At 56.0% G+C, this 26,474-nt stretch carries 26 protein-coding genes and 3 tRNA genes; 16 read left to right on the top strand and 13 right to left on the bottom strand.

The window, feature by feature from the left end:
• Positions 1–43 precede the first annotated feature (43 nt).
• On the bottom strand, positions 44–1,003 hold the full coding sequence (locus ACR0DS_RS07200; RefSeq protein WP_480537784.1) for a DUF808 domain-containing protein: 960 nt from the start codon (positions 1,001–1,003) through the stop codon (positions 44–46).
• Positions 1,004–1,184: 181 nt separating this feature from the next.
• Here ACR0DS_RS07200 and gap (ACR0DS_RS07195) point away from each other — a divergent pair, with 181 nt between their 5' ends.
• The 3 genes from gap (ACR0DS_RS07195) (at position 1,185) to gap (ACR0DS_RS07185) (ending at position 3,488) form a co-directional block, all read left to right on the top strand.
• Positions 1,185–2,186, top strand: coding sequence for a type I glyceraldehyde-3-phosphate dehydrogenase (gene gap, locus ACR0DS_RS07195; RefSeq protein ID WP_267363431.1), 1,002 nt, complete (start codon positions 1,185–1,187; stop codon positions 2,184–2,186).
• Between the two features lie 71 nt (positions 2,187–2,257).
• Positions 2,258–2,401: a hypothetical protein gene (locus tag ACR0DS_RS07190; RefSeq protein ID WP_209596120.1), complete on the top strand. Its 144-nt coding sequence runs from the start codon at positions 2,258–2,260 to the stop codon at positions 2,399–2,401.
• Between the two features lie 82 nt (positions 2,402–2,483).
• A complete protein-coding gene (gap, locus tag ACR0DS_RS07185; RefSeq protein ID WP_480558493.1) occupies positions 2,484–3,488 on the top strand; it encodes a type I glyceraldehyde-3-phosphate dehydrogenase in 1,005 nt (334 codons plus the stop codon).
• On the opposite strand, the gene coaD is transcribed toward gap (ACR0DS_RS07185), so the two are convergent.
• The 3 genes from coaD to ACR0DS_RS07170 form a co-directional block, all read right to left on the bottom strand.
• Positions 3,480–3,971 (bottom strand): pantetheine-phosphate adenylyltransferase, encoded by a 492-nt coding sequence (gene coaD / locus ACR0DS_RS07180; protein WP_480505324.1) that lies wholly within the window; start codon positions 3,969–3,971, stop codon positions 3,480–3,482. The genes gap (ACR0DS_RS07185) and coaD overlap by 9 nt on opposite strands.
• An 85-nt stretch (positions 3,972–4,056) precedes the next feature.
• On the bottom strand, positions 4,057–4,494 hold the full coding sequence (locus ACR0DS_RS07175) for a CBS domain-containing protein (protein ID WP_267363439.1): 438 nt from the start codon (positions 4,492–4,494) through the stop codon (positions 4,057–4,059).
• 60 nt (positions 4,495–4,554) lie between these two features.
• Positions 4,555–5,436, bottom strand: a complete 882-nt coding sequence (locus ACR0DS_RS07170) for a LysR family transcriptional regulator (RefSeq protein ID WP_480476727.1) — start codon at positions 5,434–5,436, stop codon at positions 4,555–4,557.
• A 125-nt stretch (positions 5,437–5,561) separates the two neighbouring features.
• On the opposite strand from ACR0DS_RS07170, the gene ACR0DS_RS07165 reads away from it, so the two are divergent.
• Together ACR0DS_RS07165 and ACR0DS_RS07160 are read left to right on the top strand one after the other, a co-directional pair.
• On the top strand, positions 5,562–7,061 hold the full coding sequence (locus ACR0DS_RS07165) for a CoA-acylating methylmalonate-semialdehyde dehydrogenase (RefSeq protein WP_209596112.1): 1,500 nt from the start codon (positions 5,562–5,564) through the stop codon (positions 7,059–7,061).
• A gap of 239 nt (positions 7,062–7,300) precedes the next feature.
• Positions 7,301–7,846, top strand: a complete 546-nt coding sequence (locus tag ACR0DS_RS07160) for a L,D-transpeptidase (protein ID WP_480486475.1) — start codon at positions 7,301–7,303, stop codon at positions 7,844–7,846.
• 68 nt (positions 7,847–7,914) lie between these two features.
• Here the strand turns inward: ACR0DS_RS07160 and ACR0DS_RS07155 are convergent, their stop codons facing one another.
• A complete protein-coding gene (locus tag ACR0DS_RS07155; RefSeq protein WP_480485754.1) occupies positions 7,915–8,391 on the bottom strand; it encodes a fasciclin domain-containing protein in 477 nt (158 codons plus the stop codon).
• Between the two features lie 71 nt (positions 8,392–8,462).
• Positions 8,463–9,314 carry a class I SAM-dependent methyltransferase gene (locus tag ACR0DS_RS07150; protein ID WP_480545613.1) on the bottom strand — a complete coding sequence of 284 codons (852 nt, stop codon included), beginning with the start codon at positions 9,312–9,314 and terminating at the stop codon, positions 8,463–8,465.
• A 137-nt stretch (positions 9,315–9,451) separates the two neighbouring features.
• Between ACR0DS_RS07150 and ACR0DS_RS07145 the strand changes: the two genes are divergently transcribed.
• The 5 genes from ACR0DS_RS07145 (at position 9,452) to ACR0DS_RS07125 (ending at position 14,176) form a co-directional block, all read left to right on the top strand.
• A complete protein-coding gene (locus ACR0DS_RS07145; RefSeq protein WP_480558495.1) occupies positions 9,452–10,567 on the top strand; it encodes a carboxylate-amine ligase in 1,116 nt (371 codons plus the stop codon).
• 110 nt (positions 10,568–10,677) lie between these two features.
• Positions 10,678–11,820 (top strand): acyl-CoA dehydrogenase family protein, encoded by a 1,143-nt coding sequence (locus tag ACR0DS_RS07140; RefSeq protein WP_480558497.1) that lies wholly within the window; start codon positions 10,678–10,680, stop codon positions 11,818–11,820.
• A 7-nt stretch (positions 11,821–11,827) separates the two neighbouring features.
• Complete coding sequence (locus ACR0DS_RS07135) at positions 11,828–12,868, top strand: 3-hydroxyisobutyryl-CoA hydrolase (protein ID WP_480558499.1); 1,041 nt, start codon at positions 11,828–11,830, stop codon at positions 12,866–12,868.
• A gap of 3 nt (positions 12,869–12,871) precedes the next feature.
• On the top strand, positions 12,872–13,744 hold the full coding sequence (gene mmsB / locus ACR0DS_RS07130) for a 3-hydroxyisobutyrate dehydrogenase (protein ID WP_480558501.1): 873 nt from the start codon (positions 12,872–12,874) through the stop codon (positions 13,742–13,744).
• A gap of 108 nt (positions 13,745–13,852) precedes the next feature.
• Positions 13,853–14,176, top strand: coding sequence for a hypothetical protein (locus ACR0DS_RS07125; protein ID WP_209504052.1), 324 nt, complete (start codon positions 13,853–13,855; stop codon positions 14,174–14,176).
• A gap of 16 nt (positions 14,177–14,192) precedes the next feature.
• Here ACR0DS_RS07125 and uvrA read toward each other — a convergent pair whose 3' ends face one another.
• From uvrA to ACR0DS_RS07110, 3 genes are all read right to left on the bottom strand, one after another.
• Complete coding sequence (gene uvrA / locus ACR0DS_RS07120) at positions 14,193–17,051, bottom strand: excinuclease ABC subunit UvrA (protein ID WP_480558503.1); 2,859 nt, start codon at positions 17,049–17,051, stop codon at positions 14,193–14,195.
• A 177-nt stretch (positions 17,052–17,228) separates the two neighbouring features.
• A tRNA-Asp gene (locus ACR0DS_RS07115) sits at positions 17,229–17,305 on the bottom strand.
• A gap of 45 nt (positions 17,306–17,350) precedes the next feature.
• Positions 17,351–17,427: transfer RNA gene (locus tag ACR0DS_RS07110), tRNA-Asp, on the bottom strand.
• 181 nt (positions 17,428–17,608) lie between these two features.
• Between ACR0DS_RS07110 and ACR0DS_RS07105 the strand changes: the two genes are divergently transcribed.
• Positions 17,609–17,683: transfer RNA gene (locus tag ACR0DS_RS07105), tRNA-Val, on the top strand.
• A 138-nt stretch (positions 17,684–17,821) separates the two neighbouring features.
• Here the strand turns inward: ACR0DS_RS07105 and lon are convergent.
• The 3 genes from lon to ACR0DS_RS07090 all read right to left on the bottom strand — a co-directional run bounded on the left by lon (position 17,822) and on the right by ACR0DS_RS07090 (position 22,615).
• Positions 17,822–20,230 (bottom strand): endopeptidase La, encoded by a 2,409-nt coding sequence (lon, locus tag ACR0DS_RS07100; protein ID WP_480537778.1) that lies wholly within the window; start codon positions 20,228–20,230, stop codon positions 17,822–17,824.
• 279 nt (positions 20,231–20,509) lie between these two features.
• Positions 20,510–21,640, bottom strand: a complete 1,131-nt coding sequence (gene tgt, locus ACR0DS_RS07095; protein ID WP_480558505.1) for a tRNA guanosine(34) transglycosylase Tgt — start codon at positions 21,638–21,640, stop codon at positions 20,510–20,512.
• A 63-nt stretch (positions 21,641–21,703) separates the two neighbouring features.
• Positions 21,704–22,615 carry a nucleoside hydrolase gene (locus tag ACR0DS_RS07090; protein ID WP_480537774.1) on the bottom strand — a complete coding sequence of 304 codons (912 nt, stop codon included), beginning with the start codon at positions 22,613–22,615 and terminating at the stop codon, positions 21,704–21,706.
• A 175-nt stretch (positions 22,616–22,790) separates the two neighbouring features.
• Here ACR0DS_RS07090 and ACR0DS_RS07085 point away from each other — a divergent pair, with 175 nt between their 5' ends.
• From ACR0DS_RS07085 to ACR0DS_RS07075, 3 genes are all read left to right on the top strand, one after another.
• A complete protein-coding gene (locus ACR0DS_RS07085; RefSeq protein WP_480472533.1) occupies positions 22,791–23,681 on the top strand; it encodes an SPFH domain-containing protein in 891 nt (296 codons plus the stop codon).
• On the top strand, positions 23,681–23,959 hold the full coding sequence (locus ACR0DS_RS07080) for an NfeD family protein (protein ID WP_267364499.1): 279 nt from the start codon (positions 23,681–23,683) through the stop codon (positions 23,957–23,959). Before ACR0DS_RS07085 ends, ACR0DS_RS07080 begins: the two co-directional genes overlap by 1 nt.
• Before the next feature lie 94 nt (positions 23,960–24,053).
• On the top strand, positions 24,054–24,416 hold the full coding sequence (locus ACR0DS_RS07075) for an SUF system Fe-S cluster assembly protein (RefSeq protein ID WP_209504059.1): 363 nt from the start codon (positions 24,054–24,056) through the stop codon (positions 24,414–24,416).
• A gap of 233 nt (positions 24,417–24,649) precedes the next feature.
• On the opposite strand, the gene ACR0DS_RS07070 is transcribed toward ACR0DS_RS07075, so the two are convergent.
• A complete protein-coding gene (locus ACR0DS_RS07070; protein ID WP_480537771.1) occupies positions 24,650–24,991 on the bottom strand; it encodes a hypothetical protein in 342 nt (113 codons plus the stop codon).
• Between the two features lie 217 nt (positions 24,992–25,208).
• On the opposite strand from ACR0DS_RS07070, the gene ACR0DS_RS07065 reads away from it, so the two are divergent.
• Both ACR0DS_RS07065 and tpiA read left to right on the top strand, forming a co-directional pair.
• Entirely contained in the window at positions 25,209–25,574 is a 366-nt protein-coding gene (locus ACR0DS_RS07065; RefSeq protein ID WP_480481127.1) for a HesB/IscA family protein, read from the top strand.
• Positions 25,575–25,723: 149 nt separating this feature from the next.
• Positions 25,724–26,473: a triose-phosphate isomerase gene (gene tpiA, locus ACR0DS_RS07060; RefSeq protein WP_480481128.1), complete on the top strand. Its 750-nt coding sequence runs from the start codon at positions 25,724–25,726 to the stop codon at positions 26,471–26,473.
• Position 26,474 lies beyond the last annotated feature (1 nt).

Below are 26,474 nucleotides of genomic sequence, written 5' to 3'. Positions count from 1 at the left end.
AATCAACCAAAGGGCGGCTTCAGCCGCCCTTTTCCGTTTCTTTTCAGTGCGCTTTGGACTTGCCGAACAAAGGCATGATCACCTTGGTGGCCATTGGGATCAAAACCAGTCCCCAGGCTAGGCCCAGAACTCCGTCCATTGTCGCTTTGGCCAGCCATTTCACCGCAGCGGCCCAGTCCTCGGGCGCTGAATACGCAATCGCTTTGGCCCAGTCATAGATCTGATGCTGCAGCCAACCAAAACCAAGCACTTCCAGACCGTGGATGACAATCGAGCCACCGACCCAAAGCATCGCCGCAGTTCCGACGACCGACAAGGTTTTCATCACAGCCGGCATTGCCTTGACCAGACCGCGACCCAAGCCACGACCAACAGGCGTTGGAGCGTTACTCGCCAGATAAAGCCCAACATCATCCATCTTCACGATCAACGCCACCGAGCCATAAACCGCCACAGTCACGCCAATCCCCACAACGGCCAAAGTTGCGGCCTGCATCCAAAGGTTTGGCGCTTCGATCGCCGCCAGTGCAATGGTCATAATCTCGGCTGAGAGGATAAAATCAGTTTTGATCGCGCCCTTGACCTTCTGCTCTTCCAGATGGCCCGGATCCCGGTTTTTCATGTCTTCCTCTATGACGTGACTTCCATGAGGAAACAGAACGTGAAAAATCTTCTCGGCACCTTCAAAACACAAATATGATCCACCCAGCATCAACAGTGGGGTGATCAGCCACGGGGCGAAATTGGCCAGCAGCAAGGCTACCGGCAACAGGAGTATGATTTTGTTGAAAACCGAACCGCGCGCGATACGCCAGATGATCGGCAATTCGCGCGCCGGGGCAAAGCCTTGAACGTATTTTGGTGTTACCGCAGCGTCGTCGATGATCACACCGGCCGTCTTGGCCCCTGCCTTGCCCGCCGCGGCCACGACATCGTCCACCGATGTCGCCGCAACCTTGGCGATCCCGGCCACATCGTCCAACAAGGCCAAAAGACCACTCATTGCGTTTCCTTTCCCAATCACTGCCGCATCTGGACCCTACCTGATCCAACGGCTAGCGCAAGCGTTAGCGCAACCGTCGCAGGTTTGCGCTAACACCTTAAAAATATGCCGTTTTTGCCCTTTTGAGATTCCCATTTCGCCGCTATATGGCCCTCAACGCAAGCGCATCAGGAGACGTCACATGACCATCAAGGTCGGTATCAATGGTTTTGGCCGTATTGGCCGCTGCACCCTGTCGCACATCGCCGCGTCGGGGCGTAACGACATCGAAGTGATCAAAGTCAACGCAACCGGCCCATTGGAAACCTCTGCGCATCTGCTGAAATATGACAGCGTTCACGGGCGGTTCCCGCGCGAAGTTTCGATCGAAGGCAACACGATGGATCTGGGTCGTGGCCCGATGCAGATGTTTTCGACCTACGATATGAATGAACTGGACTGGGAAGGCTGTGACGTCGTTCTGGAGTGCACCGGTAAATTCAATGACGGCAACAAGGCCAAAACACATCTGGATCGCGGTGCAGGTAAGGTGCTGCTGTCCGCCCCCGGCAAGAACGTGAACAAAACCATCGTTTTTGGTGTGAACCACAACACCCTGACCGCGAACGACAACATGGTGTCGAACGGCTCCTGCACCACAAACTGCCTGGCCCCGCTAGCCAAGGTGCTGGACGAGGGCGTCGGCATTGAACACGGTATCATGACCACCATTCACGCCTATACCGGCGACCAGCCCACGCTGGACCGTCGCCACAGCGACCTCTATCGCGCCCGCGCTGCCGCAATGTCGATGATTCCGACCTCAACCGGTGCTGCCAAAGCTTTGGGTGAAGTTCTTCCAAACCTGAAAGGCCGTCTGGACGGTTCTGCCATCCGGGTCCCTACCCCGAACGTTTCTGCGGTTGACCTGACCTTCCGCGCGTCGCGTGACACCTCGGTGGCCGAGATCAACGCAATCGTCGAAGAAGCAGCCAAGGGCCCGATGCAGCGCGTTCTGGGATATGAGCCCGCACCGCTGGTATCAACCGATTTCAACCACACCGAAGAAAGCTCGATCTTCGCACCCGACCAGACCCGTGTCGTCGATGATCGCATGGTGCGCGTGCTGGCCTGGTATGACAACGAGTGGGGTTTCTCGGTTCGCATGGCAGACGTAGCCGTCGCCATGGGCCGCCTTAACTGACCCTTCGGACTTCGCTTGTACGTTGGTGCCCGCTCAGGTTATCTGGGCGGGCATTTTCGTTCGGAACCGACATGAACAATCAAATCGCTATCTGGCTTGGCGTCCTGTTGCTTGGGGGCATGATGCTGGACGTAGCCTTGTATGGAACCGAGCACATGTTGTTCCTCGGTAAGAAGCTATACGACTTTCTGGACTGGCTCGCTTTTTGGCGATGACAGAGGTTTTTCTTGACATTTCGCTTGATCTGTAATTGTTAGCGCTAACTCATATGGCTGAGATATTTGTACGGAGCGAACCATGACCCTGAAACTAGCGATCAACGGATTTGGACGGATCGGGCGCGGGGTTCTGCGCGCGGTGATGGAAAGCGGACGTAAAGACGTTGAAATCGTCGCGATCAACGACTTGGGCAAGCCCGACATGAACGCGCATCTGTTCGAATTTGACAGCGTTCATGGCCGTTATCCCAACCCTGTCACGCTTACAGACGCCGGTCTGGATGTGGGCCGCGGCCCGATCCGCCTGAGCAGTGAGCGTAATCCCGAAGACCTGCCCTGGTCTGATATCGACGTTGTTCTGGAATGCACCGGGGTTTTCCGCACACGAGAAGCGGCTGAACGTCACTTCAAGAACGGATCACGGAAAGTCCTGATCTCAGCCCCTGCACGGGGTGACGGCGGTGTGAAAACCATCGTCTTTGGTGTCAACGATAGCGAACTAACCGCCGACGATCTGATCGTTTCGAACGCATCCTGCACCACGAATTGCCTTTCTCCGGTTGCCGCAGCTCTGGACGCAGGTCTTGGCATCAAACATGGCAACATGACCACCGTTCACGCCTATACCGCCAGCCAGCCTGTGCATGACACAGTTGGAAAAGACCCCTACCTGTCGCGCGCCGCAGCCCTGTCGATGATCCCTACCACAACCGGCGCAGCCGCCGCTGTGGGGCTGGTACTGCCGCAACTCAAGGGCAAACTGACGGGTCAGGCCATCCGGGTACCAACCCCGAACGTTTCGGTCGTTGATCTGGTTGCCGAGGTTTCGCGCCCAACGACCGAAGATGAGGTCAATCAACTGTTCATTGATGCCGCGGCAAAGATCCCCGGTGTTCTGGCCGCGGAAAGCCGTCCTCTGGTCTCTGTCGATTTCAACCACGACTCGCACAGCTCGACGGTGTCACTGGCAGAAACCAAAGTCACCGACGGTACGCTGGTTCGCGTGTTGGCCTGGTATGACAACGAATGGGGATTTTCGAACCGGATGCTGGATACGGCCGCCGCTATGGGTGCCCTAGCCTAACCGCTCACGCAGTGCCGCATTGACACGGGGCGTGACGAATTTCGACACGTCTCCGTTCAAACGGGCAATTTCTTTCACCAGTTTTGAAGCAATCGCCTGATGGCGTGCCTCGGCCATCAAAAAGACAGTTTCGATCGAGTCGTCCAGTGCGCGGTTCATACCAACCATCTGGAATTCATACTCGAAATCCGCGACAGCGCGCAAACCGCGCACGATGATCTGTGCACCGACATCCCTTGCGCAATCGATCAATAGGTTTTCGAAGGGATGAGCGATGATTTCTGTGCCGGTTTGTTCGGTCAGTTCGACGCATTCGGCCTCGATCATCGCGACGCGCTCTTCCAGCGAGAACAAGGGGCCTTTGTCCCGGTTGATAGCGACGCCAATGACAAGTTTATCCACCAATGCAGCCGCCCGGCGAATGATATCGATGTGCCCTATGGTGATAGGGTCAAAGGTTCCCGGATACAAACCAACCCGCATCACGCCCTCCTGCGCAATAAAATTTCTGCGCAAGCAAACACAACTTTGCTGCAGGTGCAAGTGATTGCTTTGGCACCCCTTGCTGTCAGTGCCCCATTATCATGCCTTCCAGGGCGTCCTTTTCCATCGCCAGTTCGGCCAATTGGGCCTTTACCACGTCACCAAGTGTGACGATGCCGATCAGTTTACCGTCTTCGACAACCGGCATATGTCGAAAGCGCCCTTCTGTCATGCGGGCCATGATATCCTGAACAGAGGCCTGACGCGTCGTCGTGATCAGGTCCTGCGTCATGTAGGATTTTACAGGCTGGTCGAGACAGCCACTACCGCTGGCGGCAAGCTCGCGGACGATGTCGCGTTCAGACAGAATTCCAATCGCGGTTTCTCCGCCATCGTCAGAAACAACAACCGTCCCGATCCGCTTTTCCGCAAGAATCTTCGAGGCTTCTGAAACTGTCGCCATTGGCGCCACCGTTACAACGCCGTCTGTCGCTTTGGACGTCAGGATAGCCTGTACCAACATGAAGAATTCCTCCGGAATAATAACACTTATTCCAAAGCGTTGCGCGATTGTGGCGACCTGTCAAGCACCGGCATCTGCTTCCAATCGAAGCACTTCCTCGCGAATGCCGCGCGTCAGGGCATCGGCAAAGCGGTTCAACCGTTCGTTGCGCTGATCTCCTTCATGCCGAACCAGATAGAAACTGCGCGTCAGACTCACTTGATCCGTCAGGATTTTCCGAAGCCCCGGATGGAACGGCAACGTAAAGTCATGCGCCACGCAAACGCCAGTTCCCAAACTGACCTGCCGCAATTGCACCGAGACCGAGTTCGATGCAAGCGCGACACGGTCAACCCCAATATCGTTCAGGTAATCCAGTTCGCGGTCAAAGATCATGTCGGGAATGTAACCGATCAACCGGTGCCCCTTGAGGTCAGCGACCGAGTGGATTGGTTCGTGACGTTTCAAATATTCATCGGTCGCGACCATATGCAGTTTGTAATCACTGACTTTCTTGACCAAAAGCTGCCCTGCGGTTGGCGCGCTGACGGTCACGGCCATATCGGCCTCGCGACGGGACAGGTTGATCACCCTCGGCAGAGCCAGAATCTGAATATCCAGTTCCGGGTTTGAATCACTGATCCTGGCGCAGACCTGGGGCAACAGGTAATTTGCGCTGCCATCTGGCGCGCCGATCCGGATTTGCCCGCTGAGTGATTTCGTGGATCCCGCCACGGCTCCGGCCGCTGCGCGCATCGCCTCTTCTGCATGCAACCCATGCTCCAACAGGCGCTGCCCTGCCGGTGTCAGGACATAGCCCTGCTGCGACTTGGTGAACAACGCAGAATCCAGCGTCGTTTCCAATCGCGCAACACGTCGCCCCACGGTGGCGGGATCGATTTTCAGGATACGACCAGCGGAGGAAAGACTTTCCTCGCGCGCCACGGCCAGAAAGATCCGCATATCGTCCCAGTTTGGAGTCACACCATTTCCTTTTGCATTTTTGCAAAACTCTTTTGAGACATTGCCTCTGTTCGCGGGATTTCTGCAAGCCTATTGTGCGCACAAATCTATCGGAGGAGTTATTGATGCAAGATCTGACCCATTTCCTGAACGGCGAAATGGTCGCCGGTACATCCGGTCGTTTCGACAACGTCTACAACCCGGCAACGGGCGAGGTTCAATACAAGTGCCCGATGGCCAGTGCTGCGGAAACCACGGCGGCGATTGAGGCCGCAGCCGCTGCCCAGCCCGAATGGGGCGCAACCAACCCTCAGAAACGTGCACGTGTCATGATGGCAATGGTCGGCCTGATGAACCGCGACATGGACAAGCTGGCCGAAGCACTTAGCCGCGAGCACGGCAAGACCATCCCTGATGCCAAAGGCGACTTGCAGCGAGGTCTGGAGGTGATCGAATACTGCATCGGTGCACCGCAGATGCTGAAGGGTGAGTTCACCGACAGCGCAGGCCCCGGCATCGACATGTATTCCATGCGCCAGCCGCTGGGCGTCGTGGGTTCGATCATGCCCTTCAACTTCCCTGCGATGATGCCCCTGTGGCATGTCGGTCCTGCACTGGCCTGCGGAAACGCCGTTGTTCTGAAACCGTCCGAGCGTGACCCCTCGGTTCCGCTGATGCTGGCTGAGCTGTTCGTCGAAGCCGGTCTGCCCAAGGGTGTGTTCCAGGTCGTGAACGGCGACAAGGAAGCGGTAGACACCATTCTCGACAGCGAGATCATTCAGGGCGTCAGCTTTGTGGGGTCTACCCCGATCGCTCAGTATATCTACAGCCGTGCCACCGCAAACGGCAAACGCGCCCAGTGTTTTGGTGGTGCCAAGAACCACATGATCGTCATGCCCGACGCAGACCTGGATCAGGCTGCCGACGCGCTGGTCGGTGCCGGATTCGGTGCAGCTGGCGAACGCTGCATGGCAATCTCTGTTGCGGTTCCGGTTGGTGAAGAAACCGCGGACAAGCTGATCGAAAAGCTGATCCCGCGCGTCGAAAAGCTGAAAGTGGGCCCCTACACCGCTGGTGACGATGTCGACATGGGCCCCGTTGTAACAGCGGCCGCGAAAGAGCGTATCCTTGGTCTGATCAATTCGGGTGTCGAGCAAGGCGCAAAGCTGGTCGTCGATAACCGTGATTTCAGCCTGCAAGGTTATGAGGACGGTTTCTTTGTCGGCCCGCACCTGTTTGACCACGTCACTCCGGACATGGACATCTACAAACAGGAGATCTTTGGCCCGGTTCTGTCGACTGTCCGTGCAGGTTCCTACGAAGAGGCGATCGGTCTGGCGATGGACCACGAATACGGAAACGGCACAGCGATCTTTACCCGCGACGGTGACACAGCGCGCGATTTTGCCAGCCGGATCAATATCGGCATGGTGGGTATCAACGTTCCGATCCCCGTTCCGCTGGCTTATCACACTTTTGGTGGTTGGAAAAAATCCATGTTTGGCGATCTGAACCAGCATGGCCCGGACAGCTTCAAGTTCTACACCCGCACCAAAACAGTAACCGCACGCTGGCCGTCGGGCATCAAGGAAGGTGGCGAGTTCAACTTCAAAGCCATGGACTGATTTCAGCCTGCATGACTATGGAACCCGGCCCTATTCAGGGCCGGGTTTTTGCATTTTTCCGCCGAGCAGCGTTCAAATTCCCCACGTTCACAAGAAATTCAGGTGCGTCACTCTGGAAAATTGCGACCAATGGAAATATCTTGCCGCCAAATACACATTGAGCAGTGAATTTACCGGAGGCACCCTTGTCCCACTCCCGAATAACCCGTCGTTCCGCCCTGCTGGGCGTTGCATCCCTGATGGCGACCCCCGCCCTTGTTCGGGCCCAAAGCACGGACGCGTTTCCGGAGACAGAAGACGCGATCAGCACACAGTTACCGGTACGGCGCAATGTATCATCCTTCGCGCAACAAAACTGGCAGGATCACTTTGATGAGCTGGGCGTTGGCTGCCTGTTGGCCGACATTACCAGCCGCGCGGTTCACTATTGGGCGCCGGATGGCACCTATAAGCTGTACCCCAGCTCTGTGCCCATGAGCGAAGAGCTTACAAAACGCGGCTACACAAAAGTTGTACGCAAGACCGAATTTCCAAGCTGGACACCGACCGCCTCGATGCGCGAGCGTGACCCCAACCTGCCTATTCGGATGGAAGGTGGCGATCCAGGCAACCCGCTGGGAACGCGCGCCATGTATCTGGACTGGCCTGCTTATCTCGTCCACGGCACGCACGACACGCGCAAGATCGGTCGGCAGAGCTCGTCAGGATGCATTGGCCTGTATAACCAACACGTTGAAGAATTGTATCCACTGGTTAAGGTCGGCACACAGGTTCGTTTGGTCTAATTTACCAGCTTAGAAAAGCAAAAGCCCCGGTCATACGCCGGGGCTTTGATTTCTTGAGGAGCAGAGCATCATTCCGGCAGGATAACAGCGTCAACCACGTGGATCACGCCATTGCTGGCTTCGATATCCGCCTGTATGACCTTGGCGTCATTCACTTTGACGCCGTTTTTGGCATTCACGCTCAGCCGATCACCCTGTACAGTCAGAACCTTCGCGCGCTTGCCAGCTATGTCGCCGGACATCACCTTGGCTGGTACAACATGGTACGTAAGGATTGACACGAGTTGATCTTTGTTCTCCGGCAACAACAACGTTTCCACCGTGCCTTCGGGTAAAGCGGCAAACGCTTCGTCTGTTGGGGCAAAGACGGTGAATGGACCTTTTCCTTTCAGGGTATCTACCAAACCTGCAGCTTGAACTGCGGCAACCAACGTGTTGAACGATCCGGCCGCTACAGCGGTATCAACGATATCCGCAGCCTGCGCCTTGACCGGCATGGCAAATGCAAATGCGGCGGCGGCACCCATAAAAGTACGACGAAACATGGCTGTCTTCTCCTCTCCAGCTTGTTATGGAAAGGGGTACGGGGCTATCGTCACGCCGGATCAGTCTGAATTCATTTTTCTTTTAGCTGTACCCAGATGCTTTGAGCGCGCCCTTCAGCCAAAAAGGGGAAATTGGCGACGGCATCGGGTCGATCCTGTTGCAGGTAATATCCCGGCCAAAGCATTGAATATGCGCCAGATTGCAGCAAAGCGTGCAACATGTACTGCTCGCCCCAACCCGGACAGTCATAAAAGAACCGCTTGGGGTATTCGTAGGGCAGAAAAACATCGTGCACATGGATCACCACTCCGGGCTTCAGTGTCGGAATGATGCGGCAGAACAAGTGCGCAACGTCGTTGCTCATCCGAACAACATGGCTGGAGTCGATGAACAGGATGTCGCCGGCTTCAAGCTCTGAAAACAGAGCCGGATCGGCATCCTCCAGCCGTTTTTGTTCGAACCGATCAACAACTTGGGCGATGTCAGCGCGGGGGTACGGATCAATTGCCGTAATGTTGGTGTCAAACCCGCCATCGATGACCGCCTGCCGGGTTACTCTGGTCGAGTTTCCGCATCCAACCTCAATCACCCGCCGGGGTTGAAAGCGTCGGATCATCAGATACAAGGCATCCGCGTCGGGGCTGTCGTAATAGCCGTTTCCAGCACGATAGCCGGTCTGATTGCGCTCAGGATCCTTCAGCGCGTCCAGCGCATGCTTATGCGCGGCGTATTCACTGACCAGTTGCGAAATATCAAACCCATCCATTCCCGGCGACAAAGCATAGACGGGGCGCGTCAGACCTCCGGCAGCCTCAAAAGCTTCCAGGCGTGTGCGCTCATCCTGTTCAGCGACCTTGTCGACCAGTTTCACACCCAGCTCATCCAGGGCGGCGTTGATCTGCGGGAATTTTCTGGGTTTCAAGTCGCTGGCTCCGTGGTCTTTGCTGCGTTATTCCATACCTTTGCTGGTCGTTCCTCTGCAAGGACAAGCCGGGCAAACCCTTGGCAAAAAGAAAATTTCCGTATTCACTAATCAAAATAACTACCGCGAGGGCCGCCATGCAGCAGGAATTCACGATCGGGATCGAAGAAGAATACCTTCTTGTAGACCGCGACAGCCTCCAATTGTCCGAAGCTCCCGAAGCGCTGATGGAAGCCTGTCAGAATGATTTCGAAGGACAGGTCAGCCCCGAATTCCTGCAATGTCAGATAGAAGTCGGCACCCGCCCGCATGCAACCGTTGCTTCGGCGCGCGAGGACCTGAAACGCCTGCGCTCCTGTGTGTCGGAACGGGCTGCGGAATATAACCTGTCACCAATAGCCGTGTCGTGCCACCCTTTTGCGAACTGGAAGGATCAGCATCACACCCGAAAGGAACGCTATGATGCGCTGCAACACGCGCTGGGGGGTGTGGCCCGCCGGATGCTGATCTGCGGAATGCATGTTCATGTCGGGGTTGAAAGCCAAGCCTTGCGTTCTGATCTGATGCCGCAATTGTCGTACTTTTTGCCGCATCTTTTGGCGTTGTCGACGTCCTCGCCTTTCTGGAACGGCGAAGATACGGGCCTGTCGTCGTACCGTCTGACCGTCTTTGACAATCTGCCGCGCACCGGTCTGCCGCCGGTCTTTGCAAGCTGGGGCGAATATGAACGCACCACGGGAATTTTGATTGAACTGGGGGTCATTGAAGATACCACAAAGATCTGGTGGGATCTTCGCCCCTCGCATCGCTTTCCAACACTTGAAACGCGGATTATGGATGTCCAACCAAGGTTGGAGCACACGCTTTCACTGGCCGCCCTTGTGCAGGCGTTGACGCGAATGTTGTGCCGCTTAAAAGATCGCAACTTGCGCTGGCGGCAATATGATCGCTTTCTGATAGGTGAAAACCGCTGGCGCGCGCAGCGATATGGTGTGGGCGAAGGATTGATCGATTTCGGCGATCGCTCGATAAAACCCATGTCCGACCTGATCGGTGATCTGATGGGATTGCTGGCCGAAGATGCCGAGGCACTGGGCACAATGTCGGAACTGGCCCGCCTGCGGCAGATCGCCGAAAACGGCACCTCGGCCACACGCCAGCGCCGCGTTCATGCCGAGGCTTCCGCGCGCGGGGAAGATCCCGGCAAGGCCGTCGTGCGCCACCTGATCGAAGAGTTCCACGCGGATCTTTAGACACTGGCGACAACAGTCCCCTGCCCAGAGCCATTGTTGAGCCTGCAAAATTTCTGTAAGAATTCAGAAATAAACAACCGTTCAATTCATTGCCGATGGGAGGGAGCGCCATGGATTTCGCACTCAGCGAGGAACAAACAGCCATTTTCGACATGGCACATGCCTTTGGGCAGGAACATATCGCCCCTTTTGCCCGGAAATGGGAGGCTGATGGAACGATCCCCAAAACCTTATGGCCCCAAATCGGAGAGCTTGGCTTCGGTGCCCTTTACGTGTCCGAGGCCAGCGGTGGGTCAAACCTGACCCGTCTGGATGCAACCCTGGTTTTTGAGGCTCTATCGATGGCCTGCCCGTCGGTCGCGGCGTTCCTGTCGATCCATAATATGTGCGCCAAGATGCTCGACAACTTTGCAGACGATGACCTCAAGGCGCGCATCATGCCCGATGTTCTGAGCTTGAAAACTGTGTTGAGTTATTGCCTGACCGAGCCCGGTTCTGGATCGGATGCGGCAGCGCTGAAAACACGCGCCGAACGGACCAACGAAGGCTATACGCTGAACGGAACAAAGGCCTTCATTTCAGGCGGCGGATATTCGGACGCTTACGTCTGCATGGTGCGTACTGGCCAGGACGGGCCTAAAGGGATTTCGACAGTTTACGTTGAAGACGGCACGCCCGGCCTCAGCTTTGGCGCGCTCGAGCAGAAGATGGGCTGGAAAAGCCAACCCACCGCGCAAGTTCAGTTCGACGATTGCAAGATACCGGCCGGAAACCTTGTGGGCACGGAAGGTGACGGATTCAAATATGCGATGATGGGGTTGGATGGCGGACGGCTTAACATTTCTGCCTGCTCGCTTGGGGCCGCTCAGGCCGGGCTGGATATGACTCTGCAATATATGTCCGAACGCAAGGCTTTTGGCCAATCCATCGACCAGTTTCAGGCCCTTCAATTCCGTCTGGCGGATATGGAGATCGAATTGCAGGCCGCGCGGACGTTCCTTCGGCAGGCAGCCTGGAAACTGGATCAGGGCGCGCCGGATGCCACGAAGTTCTGCGCCATGGCCAAGAAGTTCGTTACCGAGACAGGATCGAAAGTTGTGGACCAGTGCCTGCAATTGCATGGCGGTTATGGCTATCTTGCGGATTACGGCATCGAAAAGCTTGTGCGTGATCTTCGTGTGCACCAGATATTGGAAGGCACGAACGAGATCATGCGTGTGATTGTATCACGCCAATTGCTTGCCAATCGCTGAGGCACCCATGTCAGATATCGATATCCGCACCACAGGCCGTGCCGGGCGTATCACCCTGACCCGTCCTCATTCGCTGAACGCGATGACATATGACATGTGCATGGCTATCGACACAGCGCTGCGCAACTGGCGCGAGGACGATGAGATTGACTTGATCATCCTGGACGCCGAAGGGGAAAAGGCCTTCTGCGCGGGCGGTGATATTGCTGAACTTTATGAAACCGGCACCAAGGGTGATTTTTCTTACGGTCAGAAATTCTGGCGTGACGAATACCGTCTGAATGCCCTGATCTTCGAATATCCTAAACCGGTCATCAGCTTTCTTCAGGGGTTCGCGATGGGCGGCGGTGTTGGCATCGGATGCCATGGCAGCCATCGCGTTGTGGGAGAAAGCGCAAAGATTGCCATGCCAGAATGCTCCATCGGACTGGTGCCGGATGTCGGCGGCTCGTTGATGCTGGCCCTTGCACCTGGACGCGCGGGTGAGTTTCTGGGAACAACGGGCTATCGGATGGGGCCTGCGGATGCGATCTATGCAGGGTTTGCCGATCTTTTCATCCCGCAATCACAATGGTCCGATCTGATCGAGTTGCTCGAAGCCTCTGGTAACGCTGAGCTGTTGGCTGACCACGCCGATACACCGACTGATGGTGAATTGGTGAACTTGCAGGCCCAAATCGATCAGCATTTTTCCGGTGAAACCCTTGGCGACGTTCTGAACAGTCTGCGCAGCGACGACAGTGAGTTTTCAGCGAAATCTCTGGGCATGCTGAGGAAAAACGCACCGCTTTCCGTGGCTTGCACAATCGAGGTTCTTCATCGCCTGCGCTCCCCTTCTCTGACCATACGCCGAGCTCTGGAGATGGAGTATCGTTTCACCCACCGCGCGATGGAGCATGGCGATTTTCTGGAAGGCATCCGCGCGCAGATCATCGACAAGGATCGCAATCCGAACTGGCAGTTTCCTGACATGAACGTCCCTCTGGTGGCCGTGTCGAAAATGCTGCAGCCACTGGGTGCGGACGCCCTGACTTTCGAAGAGGATTAAGAGATGCAAATCGGTTTCATCGGACTGGGAAACATGGGCGCGCCAATGGCGGCCAATCTTGCAAAAGCCGGTCATCAGGTTATTGGCTTTGACACAGCAGGCGTGGCGGTTGAAGGGGTAACTCAGGCCGCAACCGCTTCGGAAGCTGTTGCAACGGCCGATGCTGTCATCACGATGCTGCCAAACGGTGCGATTCTGAGGGCCGTTGCCGATCAGATCATTCCCGCAATGGCACAAGGTGCTGTGCTGATCGATTGCTCGACAGTTGATGTGGAAAGCGCGCGGGCAGTTGCGGATCAGGCCATCAACGCCGGACTGTTGTCCGTAGACGCGCCAGTTTCTGGAGGCATCGGTGGTGCTGCGGCTGGCACGCTGACCTTCATGGCTGGCGGATCAGAAGCCGCGTTTGCCAAGGCATCCCCTCTGTTCGACATCATGGGGCAGAAAGCTGTTCACTGTGGTGAGGCCGGTTCCGGTCAAGCTGCCAAAATCTGCAATAACATGATCCTTGGTGTCACCATGATTGCAACCTGTGAAGCCTTCGCTTTGGCCGACAAACTGGGTCTGGACCGGCAGAAGATGTTTGACGTGGTAAGTACGTCGTCCGGATACAGCTGGACGATGAACGCCTATTGCCCTGCCCCCGGTGTCGGCCCGCAAAGCCCTGCGGACAATGGGTACGCCCCCGGTTTCGCGGCCGAACTGATGCTGAAGGACCTGCGCCTCAGCCAGCAGGCGGCAGAGAGTGCAGATGCAGATACGCCAATGGGTCAGGTTGCCACCGCGCTTTATGAGCAATTTGTCGAGAACGAAGATGGCAAGGGACGCGATTTCAGTGCCATGCTGCCACGGTTCGAAAAGCGCGGGCGTGACTAAGACAACTGGCGGCATCTTGCCCAACGATTTGACAGATGCTGGGCAAGCGACCATCTAGGCAGTCATGAACAAAAGGCCCCGGCTGGCCAAATCGCAAAGGAAGGCGACATGACGAGATTTTTGGTGACGACGGCAACTCTGGCGGCTTTGGCCCTTTCCCCGGTTGCCGCGGTTGCAAAGAACAAGGCCGGGCATTGCCCTCCGGGTCTGGCCAAGAAATCCGTTCCCTGTGTGCCGCCGGGTCAGGCAAAGAAAATCTATCGCGATGGTGACTTCATTACCAACGATTACCGCTGGATCAATGACCCCTATCGCTATGGGTTGAACCGAAACTACTCATATGTCCGTGCAGGTGACTACGTGTACCGGGTCGACCCCGAGACACGCAAAGTATTGAACCTGATTGGTGCGATCGCAGATATCCTGAACTGAGGCCGCGTCTGGGCACTTATTCTGCCGCGACGCGCGCCCCTTTCAGCATCGGTTTCAGGTATCGCCCGGTGTGGCTGCGTTCAACGTCGGCTATGTCTTCCGGTGTTCCGGTGGCGACAATTTCGCCACCGCCATCACCACCTTCAGGTCCAATGTCGATGATATGATCCGCGGTTTTAACCACGTCCAGATTATGTTCAATCACCACGACCGTATTGCCTTGATCGACAAGTTCGTGCAGCACTTCCAACAGCTTGCGAACATCTTCGAAATGCAGACCTGTTGTCGGTTCGTCGAGAATATAGAGCGTTCGTCCGGTTGAACGCTTTGACAGTTCCTTTGACAGCTTTACCCGCTGCGCCTCGCCACCTGACAACGTCGTGGCTTGTTGACCCACCTTGATATAGCCAAGACCCACACGCGCAAGGGCGTCCATCTTGTCCCGGATTGAGGGCACGGCCTTGAAGAACTCCTGCGCATCTTCCACTGTCATATCAAGCACATCCGCGATGGATTTGCCCTTGAACTTGATCTCAAGCGTCTCGCGATTGTACCGCGCTCCTTTGCAGGTTTCGCAAGTCACGTAGACGTCAGGCAGAAAGTGCATCTCGATCTTGATGACACCGTCACCTTGACAAGCCTCACACCGCCCGCCTTTGACGTTAAAGCTGAAGCGACCGGGTTTGTACCCGCGTGCCTTAGCCTCAGGTAACCCGGCAAACCAATCTCGGATCGGGGTGAAGGCCCCGGTATAAGTCGCCGGGTTTGATCGCGGCGTTCGCCCAATGGGGCGCTGGTCGATGTCGATGACCTTATCGAGGTGTTCCAGCCCCTTGATGGTTTCACAGGGTGCTGGTGTCTGACGCGCCCCGTTCAGCCGCATTGACGCGGTTTTGAACAATGTCTCAATCGTGAGGGTGGATTTACCACCTCCCGACACACCTGTGACGCAAACGAATTTGCCCAAGGGGAAGTCGGCTGTGACATTCTTCAGGTTGTTGCCCGTGGCCTTGACCACTGTGACTTTCTGCTTTTTGCCTTTACGGCGCTGCACCGGAACCGCGATTTCACGCGTTCCCGCGAGGTACTGCCCAGTAATAGAGGCCGCATCTGCCGCAATTTCCGCAGGCGTTCCGTGACTGACCACCTGCCCGCCATGTACGCCTGCCCCCGGACCGATGTCGAAAACATAGTCAGCTTCGCGGATGGCTTCCTCGTCATGTTCTACAACGATCACCGTATTGCCCTGATCCCTTAGGTTCTTGAGCGTGCCTAAAAGTCGGTCATTGTCACGCTGATGCAGTCCGATCGAAGGCTCATCCAGCACATAGAGGACCCCGGTCAGCCCCGAGCCGATCTGACTGGCCAGACGAATACGCTGGCTTTCGCCACCCGACAGTGTTCCGCTTGAACGGGACAGCGTAAGGTATTCCAAACCAACGTTATTCAGGAAACCAAGTCGCTCGCGAATTTCCTTGAGGATGGCGCGGGCAATTTCGTTTTTCTGGGCGCTCAGGTGGTTGGGCGCATCTTCTATCCACGCCAAAGCCTCACGGATCGACATCTGCACCACCTGCCCCACATGCAGCCCGGCGATCTTTACCGCCAGCGCTTCGGCCCGCAGCCTGTAGCCTTCGCAGGCGCCGCAGGGGCGATTGTTTTGATATCGTTCAAATTCCTCACGAATCCACGCGCTGTCAGTTTCGCGGTACCGCCGTTCCATATTCGGGATCACGCCTTCAAAACTGCGGGTCACTTGATAGACGCGCCCGCCTTCGTCGTACCGGAACTGAATTTCATCATCCCCGGACCCACGCAGAAAGACCTCCTGCACATTTTTAGGCAGGTCCTTCCAGGGCGTGTTCTTGTCAAACTCGTAATGGCGCGCGATGGCCTCGATGGTTTGCAGGAAATACGGAGATTTGCCCTTGCGCCATGGGGCCAAAGCACCATCGTAGAGTTTCAGCGTCTGGTCCGGCACCACCAAGCGTTCATCGAAAAACAACTCGACCCCAAGACCGTCACAATCCGGGCAGGCACCGAATGGCGCGTTGAATGAAAACAGGCGTGGTTCGATTTCGGGAATGGTGAAACCGCTGACCGGGCAGGCAAAATTCTCGCTGAATGTGATGCGTTCCGGATCACCCTCACGCGGGGCAGTTTCCAATATGGCAATCCCGTCGGCCAGATCCAGAGCGGTGCGCAGACTGTCGGCCAGGCGCGTTTCCATACCTTCCCGCACAATCAGTCGATCAACAACCACATCGATATCGTGACGGAATTTCTTATCCAATACAGGCGGTTGATCCAGTTCGTAGAACTCTCCGTCCACCTTGACGCGTTGGAAACCCTGTTTACGCAGCTCCAGGAATTCTTTTTTGTACTCACCCTTCCGGTCGCGCACGATGGGGGCCAGAAGATAGCCGCGTGTGCCGTCTTCCATTGCCATGATCCGGTCAACCATGTCCTGCACTTGCTGCGCCTCAATCGGTTGCCCGGTGGCTGGGCTGTAGGGCGTTCCGGCGCGGGCAAACAGCAGACGCAGATAGTCATAGATCTCGGTTACCGTGCCCACAGTTGAACGCGGGTTCTTTGACGTCGTCTTTTGTTCAATCGAAATTGCCGGAGACAGGCCGCTGATGTGATCGACATCCGGTTTTTCCATCATATCCAGGAACTGCCGGGCATAGGCCGAAAGGCTTTCGACATACCGACGCTGGCCTTCTGCATAGATGGTGTCAAACGCCAATGAGGACTTCCCCGAACCCGACAGTCCGGTGATGACCACCAACTGATCCCGAGGGATATCAACGTCTATACCTTTGAGGTTATGTTCGCGCGCGCCGCGCACCTCGATATTCTTCAGCTCAGCCATATGCGGCCCCCAACAAACAAGTGCTTAAGAGATAGGCGAGCCAGACCAAGACTCCAACAGAAAAGTTAGAACATTTAGTGAACAGTCGAAATTTCGCCGATTAGAACCTGCAATGATCAATGGATTGGAAAAAGGTGCCCGTAAAGGCGCAACCGTTGATCTGATTGAGGAGGAAAATGGCGCGGTTGACGGGGCTCGAACCCGCGACCCCCGGCGTGACAGGCCGGTACTCTAACCAACTGAGCTACAACCGCGCATCTATTTTCGTGGCCTTTTGCCTGGACCAAGGATGGCAGCGATGGCGCGGTTGACGGGGCTCGAACCCGCGACCCCCGGCGTGACAGGCCGGTACTCTAACCAACTGAGCTACAACCGCCCGCTGCATGTTCATTGCTGAACGTTTGGGTGTATTATGGCTACGCTCGGGCAGCGTCAAGCGGCGTTTTCAAGTTTTTTGCCAGATTCCAGATTTTTGTATACGGCGCGATTTTTTGCGGATGCCGCGGGTTCTATTTCCCTTGCAGCCAACCTTCGGGAAAGATATCACCCCGTCCCATGGGTGATTAGCTCAGTGGTAGAGCGCTTCGTTCACATCGAAGATGTCAGCGGTTCAAATCCGTTATCACCCACCATTTTCCAGAGCACACCGATGCCCAAAATGAAACGCTGGTTTCATGCAGCGTCTTGGCGCTGCATGGTGCGGTCTTCACTACATCCCCCAACAAAAAAGGCGAAGCTATTGCTTCGCCTTTTGTTGACTCACCAAAGCCTTAATGCGCGGTCGCGGAAGGTCCGGTATTACCGGGCGACGCGGCCGCCGCTGCTGCGGCCTCTTCCGCGGCTTCGTCCCATTCGATCGGTTCCGGTTTACGCACCAAAGCATGTTCCAGAACTTCCGAGACATGTTTGACCGGGATGATCTTCAGCCCTTCTTTGACGTTGTCCGGGATATCCGCCAGATCCTTTTCATTCTCTTCCGGGATCAAAACGGTCTTTATCCCACCACGCAGCGCGGCCAGCAGTTTTTCTTTCAAACCACCAATTGGCATCGCATTCCCGCGCAGTGAGACTTCGCCGGTCATAGCAATGTCTTTCCGAACGGGAATACCAGTCAGAACCGAGACAATCGACGTGACCATGGCCAGACCAGCCGATGGGCCATCCTTGGGTGTCGCGCCATCCGGTACGTGAACGTGAATGTCGATCTTGTCAAACTGCGGCGGCTTTACCCCGATCTGAGGTGAAATCGAACGCACATAGGACGAAGCGGCGTCGATGGATTCCTTCATCACATCGCCCAGCTTACCGGTCGTCTTCATCCGCCCTTTGCCGGGCAGTTTCAACGCTTCGATATGCAACAGGTCGCCACCCACTGATGTCCAGGCAAGACCGGTGACAACACCAACCTGATCGTCCTGCTCGGCCAGGCCATAACGGAATTTCGGCACACCCAGGAAATCTTGCAGGTTTTCGGGTGTGACCTTAACGGTTTCCGCGTCCTTCTTGATGATCTTGGTCAGCGACTTGCGCGCAACCTTGGCGATTTCACGTTCAAGGTTCCGTACGCCCGCCTCACGGGTATAGGTGCGGATGATCTTTTGCAGCGCCTCATCGGTCAGCTCGAACTCCTTGGCTTTCAAACCATGGTTCTTGACCTGTTTGCTGATCAGGTGCTGCTTGGCGATCTCACGCTTTTCGTCCTCGGTGTAACCGGCCAACGGTATGATCTCCATCCGGTCAAGCAGAGGCCCGGGCATATTGTAGCTGTTCGACGTGGTCAGGAACATCACGTTGGACAGGTCATATTCAACCTCAAGATAATGGTCCATGAACGTGTTGTTCTGTTCGGGGTCCAGCACCTCAAGCATCGCTGATGCCGGGTCACCCCGGAAATCTTGCCCCATCTTGTCGATTTCATCCAACAAAATCAGCGGGTTCGTGGTTTTCGCCTTCTTCAGCGCCTGAATGATCTTGCCGGGCATCGAGCCAATGTAAGTCCGACGATGGCCCCGGATTTCGGATTCGTCGCGTACACCACCCAATGAGATACGAATGAACTCGCGCCCGGTTGCCTTCGCAACCGACTTACCCAGCGAGGTCTTACCCACGCCCGGAGGGCCGACAAGGCACAGAATCGGCCCTTTCAGCTTTTTCGAGCGCTGCTGAACCGCAAGGTATTCAACGATCCGTTCCTTGACCTTCTCAAGCCCATAATGGTCCGCGTCCAGAATCTCCTGCGCGCGGCCAAGATCCTTTTTGACACGGGATTTGGTGCCCCAAGGCAGAGCAAGAATCCAATCCAGATAGTTGCGCACAACTGTGGCTTCGGCCGACATGGGCGACATGTTCTTGAGCTTCTTAAGCTCACCCTCGGCCTTTTCCCGCGCTTCTTTCGACAGCTTGGTTTCGGCGATTTTGGCTTCCAGTTCAGCAACTTCGTTGCTGCCGTCCTCGCCATCGCCAAGTTCCTTCTGAATGGCCTTCATCTGCTCATTCAGATAATACTCACGCTGCGTCTTCTCCATCTGGGATTTGACACGGGTCTTGATCTTCTTCTCGACCTGCAGAACAGACATCTCGCCCTGCATCAGGCCATAGACCTTCTCAAGCCGCTCGCTGACGCTGAGGGTTTCCAGAAGCTCCTGCTTTTGTTCGACTTCTATGCCCAGATGCCCGGACACAAGGTCGGCCAGCTTCGCAGGCTCGGTGGTATCGCCTACTGCGGTCAGTGCCTCTTCGGGGATGTTCTTGCGCACTTTGGCGTAACGCTCGAACTCGTCCGCGACAGTGCGCAACAGCGCTTCGGTCGTGGTGACGTCGCCGGGAATTTCGGTCAGGTATTCCGCGCGGGCTTCGAAAAACTCTTCGTTCTCCAGAAACTCGGTGATCTGAACGCGCGCCTGCCCTTCGACCAGCACTTTTACCGTGCCATCGGGCAGCTTCAGCAGTTGCAGCACATTTGCCAGAACGCCGGTGCGGTAGATGCCTTCTTCATCCGGATCGTCAACGCCGGGATCGATCTGGCTGGACAATAGAATTTGCTTGTCATCCTGCATCACCTCTTCCAGCGCGCGGACCGATTTGTCACGGCCTACGAAAAGCGGCACGATCATATGTGGGAACACCACAATATCGCGCAGCGGCAGGACGGGGTAGGAGGAATTCAGAGGCTCTTGCATGCTCTATCCTTATCATTGGCAAGACGGCGCTTGTCCCTCATCGAGGCAACATTTGTCCGTCTCCTGTCTTGGACGATAAAGGTGGGGCCTCATCGCCCATTTTCAACCTTACCGCCATGTATCACCAATCAGAATGAACCGAGGTTTGGCGGACTGCAAGGCGTGCCGGGAACATATCCACCAAAATAGTAGAATACGCCCCGGTCTTGCGCGATCAGTCGCCAGAAAACAGCCCGGCTGTGCAGAATTGCCCGTTTTCGCCTTGGAGGGGGCAAAACATCACAGCGGTTCGATATCCCCCTGCGCGCGCTGCGCGTGGAAATCGGCTTGCCAGACTTCGAACGCACCCGCGGCAATCGCGTCGCGCATGCCGGCCATGATCTCCTGAAAATAATGCAGGTTATGCCATGTCAGCAACATGCCGGAAATCATCTCATTCGCACGGAACACGTGGTGCAGGTAAGCGCGGGAATAATTAGAACAGGCTGGGCAAGTGCACTGCTCGTCCAGCGGCCGCGGATCGTCTACGTGACGGGCATTCTTGATGTTCACCACGCCGTAGCGGGTGAAAACCTGCCCTGTACGCCCGGACCGCGAGGGCAACACACAGTCCATCATGTCGATCCCGCGGGCAACAGCACCGACGATATCGTCGGGCTTGCCGACGCCCATCAGATAGCGCGGCTTGTCCGATGGCAGGAAATCGGGGGCATAGTCGAGGCAAGAGAACATGGCCTCCTGCCCTTCGCCGACGGCCAGGCCACCAACCGCATAGCCTTCGAAACCAATAGATTTCAAAGCCATGGCGCTTTCTTCTCGCAGGTCTTTTTCCAGCCCACCTTGCATGATGCCAAACAGCGCATGCCCCGGACGATCGCCAAACGCATCGCGCGACCGTTCGGCCCAACGCATCGACAGGCGCATCGACTCGGCAATGCGGTCACGATCCGCTGGCAGCGCAGGGCATTCATCGAAACACATGACAATGTCCGAGCCCAGCAGGCGCTGGATCTCCATCGACCGTTCCGGCGTCAATTCGTGCTTTGACCCGTCAATATGGGATTTGAAGGTCACGCCCTTTTCAGTCAGCTTGCGCAATCCGGCCAGCGACATGACCTGAAATCCGCCGGAATCTGTCAGAATGGGCCGATCCCAGTTCATGAACTTGTGCAGTCCACCCAGTCGATCAATACGCTCAGCGGTCGGACGCAGCATCAGGTGATAGGTGTTCCCCAGCAGGATGTCTGCCCCCGTCGCGCGAACGCTTTCCGGCATCATCGCCTTGACCGTTGCCGCAGTGCCAACCGGCATAAAGGCAGGCGTTCTCACGTCGCCGCGTGGTGTGCTGATCACACCGGTCCGGGCTTTGCCGTCTGTGGCTTTCAGATCAAAAGAAAACTGTTGGGTCATGTCATCGCCTCGGGTCGCCGAACCGGGCAGGCTTTGCCCGATCCGGTCGGTCTTTGCAACCCGTCAGGGTAGCGAGGCAACACGGTCTGTAAACAGTTGAACAACCCCTGCCCCATCCACGTCGCGGCAGACCCGAACTGCGGGACGTTCCGGATCAGGTCGCGTCGCACCCTTCTGGTCGCCTTCGGTGACAACCCGCAGACCCGTTTCGACCATGTCAAACATAGCACCATGAGAACAAGCAATCACAGCCGTCGAATCGTGCAGGCCGCAGCCCTCCAGACCACCGACGTCCTTGTAGAACTTCAGGTAAAAGCGAGAGATATCTCGCAGAAAGGACCCCATGTCAGGTGATCGCATTGCCAGGCTTTCGAAATCTGCAGTCTCGTAGAGCGTTTTCAGCGTGACATCCAAGCCGACCAGTACGGTTTCCGGCGGTGTGGCAAAGACCTCTTCAGCGGCAATCGCATCATGATAGATGTTGGCCTCGGCATGTACTGTAATATTACCAGGGCAGTACACCGCCCCGCCCATAATCACCAAACGCCCCAGATTGTCGGCGAATTCCGGATCCAGACGAATGGCGTTGGCGATGTTGGTCAGGGGGCCCACGGCGCACACCACCAGCTCTTTCTTGTGGGTTCGCGCCATATCAACCAGAAATTCAGCAGCCGGCAGGGCGTGGTTGCTTCCAATTTCGGGAATTTCAGTCAGGTCACCGAATCCTTCGGGACCATGCACATGTTCGGAGGGCGAATGCGTATCGGCACCCAAGGCAACCGCAGCCCCTTCCGCGACAGGCAGATCCAGACCCAGCTTATCAAGCAGGAACCGGGCATTGCGGCTGGATTGGTGAACATGCGTGTTTCCGAACACGGTGGTCAGGCCGATCAGCTCGATCTCGGGCGCTGCGGCGGCATAGGCGATTGCCATGGCATCATCGATGCCAGGATCTGTATCGATTATCAGTTTCATCCAAGCCCGATACCGCAAACAATTAGGGATGCAAAGCGGTCACAGCACTATTTTTCGATACAGCGTTTTACTATTGGAGCATTTGCATGGGGCTGCTTTCCACTCATACCAGAGTTGAAATCGGGCGACTCAATCGCCACATGTATACTATAGTACACAAAAACAAGAGGACAGTATGACCGAAGACCAAATCATCGGATTGCTTTCGTCAAACATCATTTACCTGCTGGCTGCGGTGCTGGTAATTGTTATCATTTTCAAAGGCATCAAGATTGTGCCTCAGTCCGAAAAATACGTAGTTGAACGGTTTGGGCGCCTGCATTCCGTGCTTGGCCCCGGCATCAACTTTATTGTTCCGCTACTGGACATTGCGCGTCACAAGATCTCGATCCTGGAACGCCAGCTGCCAAACGCGACGCAGGACGCAATCACCAAGGACAACGTTCTGGTGCAGATCGATACATCGGTCTTCTACCGTATTCTCGAACCTGAAAAGACGGTCTACCGAATTCGCGACGTAGATGGCGCGATTGCCACCACTGTCGCCGGGATCGTTCGCGCCGAGATTGGTAAGATGGATCTGGATGAGGTTCAGTCGAACCGGTCCCAACTGATCACGCGTATTCAGGAAAGCGTTGAAACAGCTGTCGATGACTGGGGTATCGAAGTCACCCGCGCCGAGATTCTGGACGTAAATCTGGATCAGGCCACCCGTGACGCCATGCTGCAACAGCTGAACGCCGAACGAGCCCGCCGCGCACAGGTGACAGAAGCCGAGGGCAAGAAGCGCGCAGTCGAGCTGCATGCCGACGCCGAGCTTTATGCGGCGGAACAAACCGCCAAGGCGCGGCGCATTCAGGCCGAAGCCGAAGCTTATGCCACAGGTGTGGTCGCCAAGGCCATTCAGGATAACGGCATCGAAGCTGCTCAGTATCAGGTTGCCTTGAAACAGGTTGAAGCCCTGAACGCGCTTGGAAACGGTACTGGCAAGCAAACCATTGTTGTGCCTGCCAACGCACTGGAAGCCTTTGGTGACGCGTTCAAAATGTTAAAAGGAGGAAAGTGATGGCTGACCCCTTCTGGTTGACCTGGTGGATCTGGCTGGCCGCCGCATTGGCGCTGGGTATCCTTGAGATTTTCCTGCCCGGTTTCATCTTTCTGGGCTTTGCAATCGGAGCCGCAGTCACGGGGCTTATCCTTGCCGTACCCGGAATGGCTCTGTCTTTGAATGTATTGGCGCTGATCTTTGCAGTGATGTCACTGATTGCATGGCTTGTTTTGCGGAAACTGTTTGCGTTGCCGAACGGTCAGGTCAAAACTTTCAACCACGACATCAACGACTAAATTGCCGCGGCGCCCCAATCGGCGCCGCTGCCCTACTGGACCCTGTTGCTCCTATTCCCTATATAATCGCTCAGGCAACTGACCCGAGGCAAAGATGACTCATCCGAGCGAACAGTTTGAAGGCACACCGCTGATTGCGCCGTCAACCATTGAGCACCCCCTGTACGAGCCCGTGGTCGAAGCGTGTCGCACGGTCTACGATCCGGAAATCCCGGTGAACATCTATGACCTCGGCCTGATCTACACGATCGACATTTCCACGGACAACGCCGTGAAGGTGATCATGACACTGACAGCACCCGGTTGCCCTGTTGCCGGCGACATGCCCGGATGGATCATGGAAGCGATCGAGCCTGTTGCAGGCGTCAAAGAGGTTGACGTGGAACTGACCTGGGAGCCGCCCTGGGGTATGGAAATGATGTCAGACGAAGCGCGTCTGGAACTAGGATTTATGTAGGCACCTGCCACAGTTTCCCGGGTATTTGTCACAAAACAATGGCGTTTTTGTTACCTGCTCGTGCTGTCCCTGTCACAATGATGCGGGAAAAGACCTGCGGACGGCACCAATCAGTGTCGCGCCTCGGGCCAGACATGATTTGACCGCCCCCCCCGAGTTCCGGCCCCGAAACACGGACCGTTCTTGCCCGAGAACGGTCCTTTTTCTTATCCAAACCACCAAACGTCGGGTAATCAGTTCAAATTGCAAGTCTTTTTGATCTCCGCAGATCTGGCGTCAAGTTGATTGATGTAGTCCCCCGATAGCATTTGCAGCCGTTTGTGTTCCGTTCCTGTGACCAGCCCCAAAAGTGCCCCGGCAGGAGTAATGGCGGCAACACTTTCCAACTGTTGGTCCTGCGCGTGCTTTTTCTCGGCCGCGATGGCGCGCAGATCGCCTTCGGCAGTCGCGCAGTTTACCGGATGCCTCTCTCCATCATTGGTGGCCGCCGCATCATCCGGAACAAACAGAAGAACTGCAATGGTAAGCACCGCGCGCATCAAGATCGAATTAACAATCGCCTGTAAATCATTCACAATATTATCCTTTCCGATAGTATCTCAAAGCAAACCGAGTTAACGGCTGACCAACTTGAACCCATTCAGTTCCACGGTCTCACAGTTGGATATCTTCAGCGAACCCATTCTGAATGCCGAGTTGTTTCATCCGGACAAAACTCTTTATAACACACCGTCTTGAGCCTTGACCTCCTGAGCCCTAAATTAAACGCAACGCGCGACAACGGAGACTTACATGTTCGGCATTCCCGGCAAGCAGGCTGTGACCATGACGCCTAAAGCCGCAGAACAAATCACCCGCCTGATGAACTCGGGTGGCCACGCTGGCTTGCGCATTGGCGTCAAGAAAGGCGGCTGTGCGGGCATGGAATACACCATGGAATATGTCGATCAGGCTGATCCGCATGATGAAGTTGTCGAACAGGATGGAGCACGCGTCATGATCGCGCCAATGGCGCAGATGTTCCTGTTCGGCACTGAAATCGATTACGAGGTGTCGTTGCTGGAATCAGGATTCAAGTTCAGGAATCCGAATGTCGTCGACGCCTGCGGTTGCGGTGAATCCATCAAATTCGATGAAAGCATCACGCAGCAATCCTAGTTTGCGCCGGATAATCCCGTGACACGGGCCAGACAGAACGCAGTATTGTCGATCATAGCGCTTGAACTCACCCGATCCGTGGAATTGTAAGATCGCGTCGACAATGCTATCCGCATCCTAAATCATCGAATGATCAGGGAGATACGGGTATGCGGCGCAGGCTTGCGGCAGGAAACTGGAAAATGAACGGAACCGGTGCTGCGCTGAGCGAGCTTGAAGCACTGTGCAAGTCCTACCCAGACGCTTCGGTCGATATCCTGATCTGCCCTCCGGCAACATTGCTCAGCCGCGCAGCGGACACCGTACGCGGGTCAGCGGTTACCGTCGGCGGGCAGGATTGCCACGCGGCAAGCGCGGGCGCGCATACAGGCGATATCAGCGCCGGGATGCTGCTGGACGCGGGCGCGACGTCAGTCATCCTGGGTCATTCCGAACGTCGCGTAGACCATGAAGAGCATGACGAGGATATACGCGCCAAGGCCCGTGCAGCGATGGACGCGGGGTTAAAAGCGATCATTTGCGTAGGCGAAAGTCTGGAGCAACGCGAGGCGGCCAATACGCTCGACATAATCGGCGGTCAGATGTCGGGGTCGATCCCGGATCAGGCAACCGGCGAGAACCTGATCATTGCATATGAGCCGATCTGGGCCATCGGCACCGGCAAGGTTCCGACGCTTGATGAGATTGGGGAAGTTCACGACTTCATCCGCGCCCGGCTAGAGCGCCGCTTTGGCGAAGGTGTGGGCCGCTCTGTCCGTCTTCTGTATGGTGGGTCGGTCAAACCCTCCAACGCGGCGGAGATCTTTGCGGTTTCAAATGTCGATGGTGCGCTTGTAGGTGGCGCCAGCCTGAAGGCCGGGGATTTCACGGGCATTATTCAGGCGCTGGAGAGCGTCTAGG

It is taken from the genome of Ruegeria sp. AF5 (genome assembly GCF_056541905.1).
The sequence above is the reverse complement of the archived record's forward strand: the minus strand, read 5'-3'. Positions and strand labels throughout refer to the sequence as shown.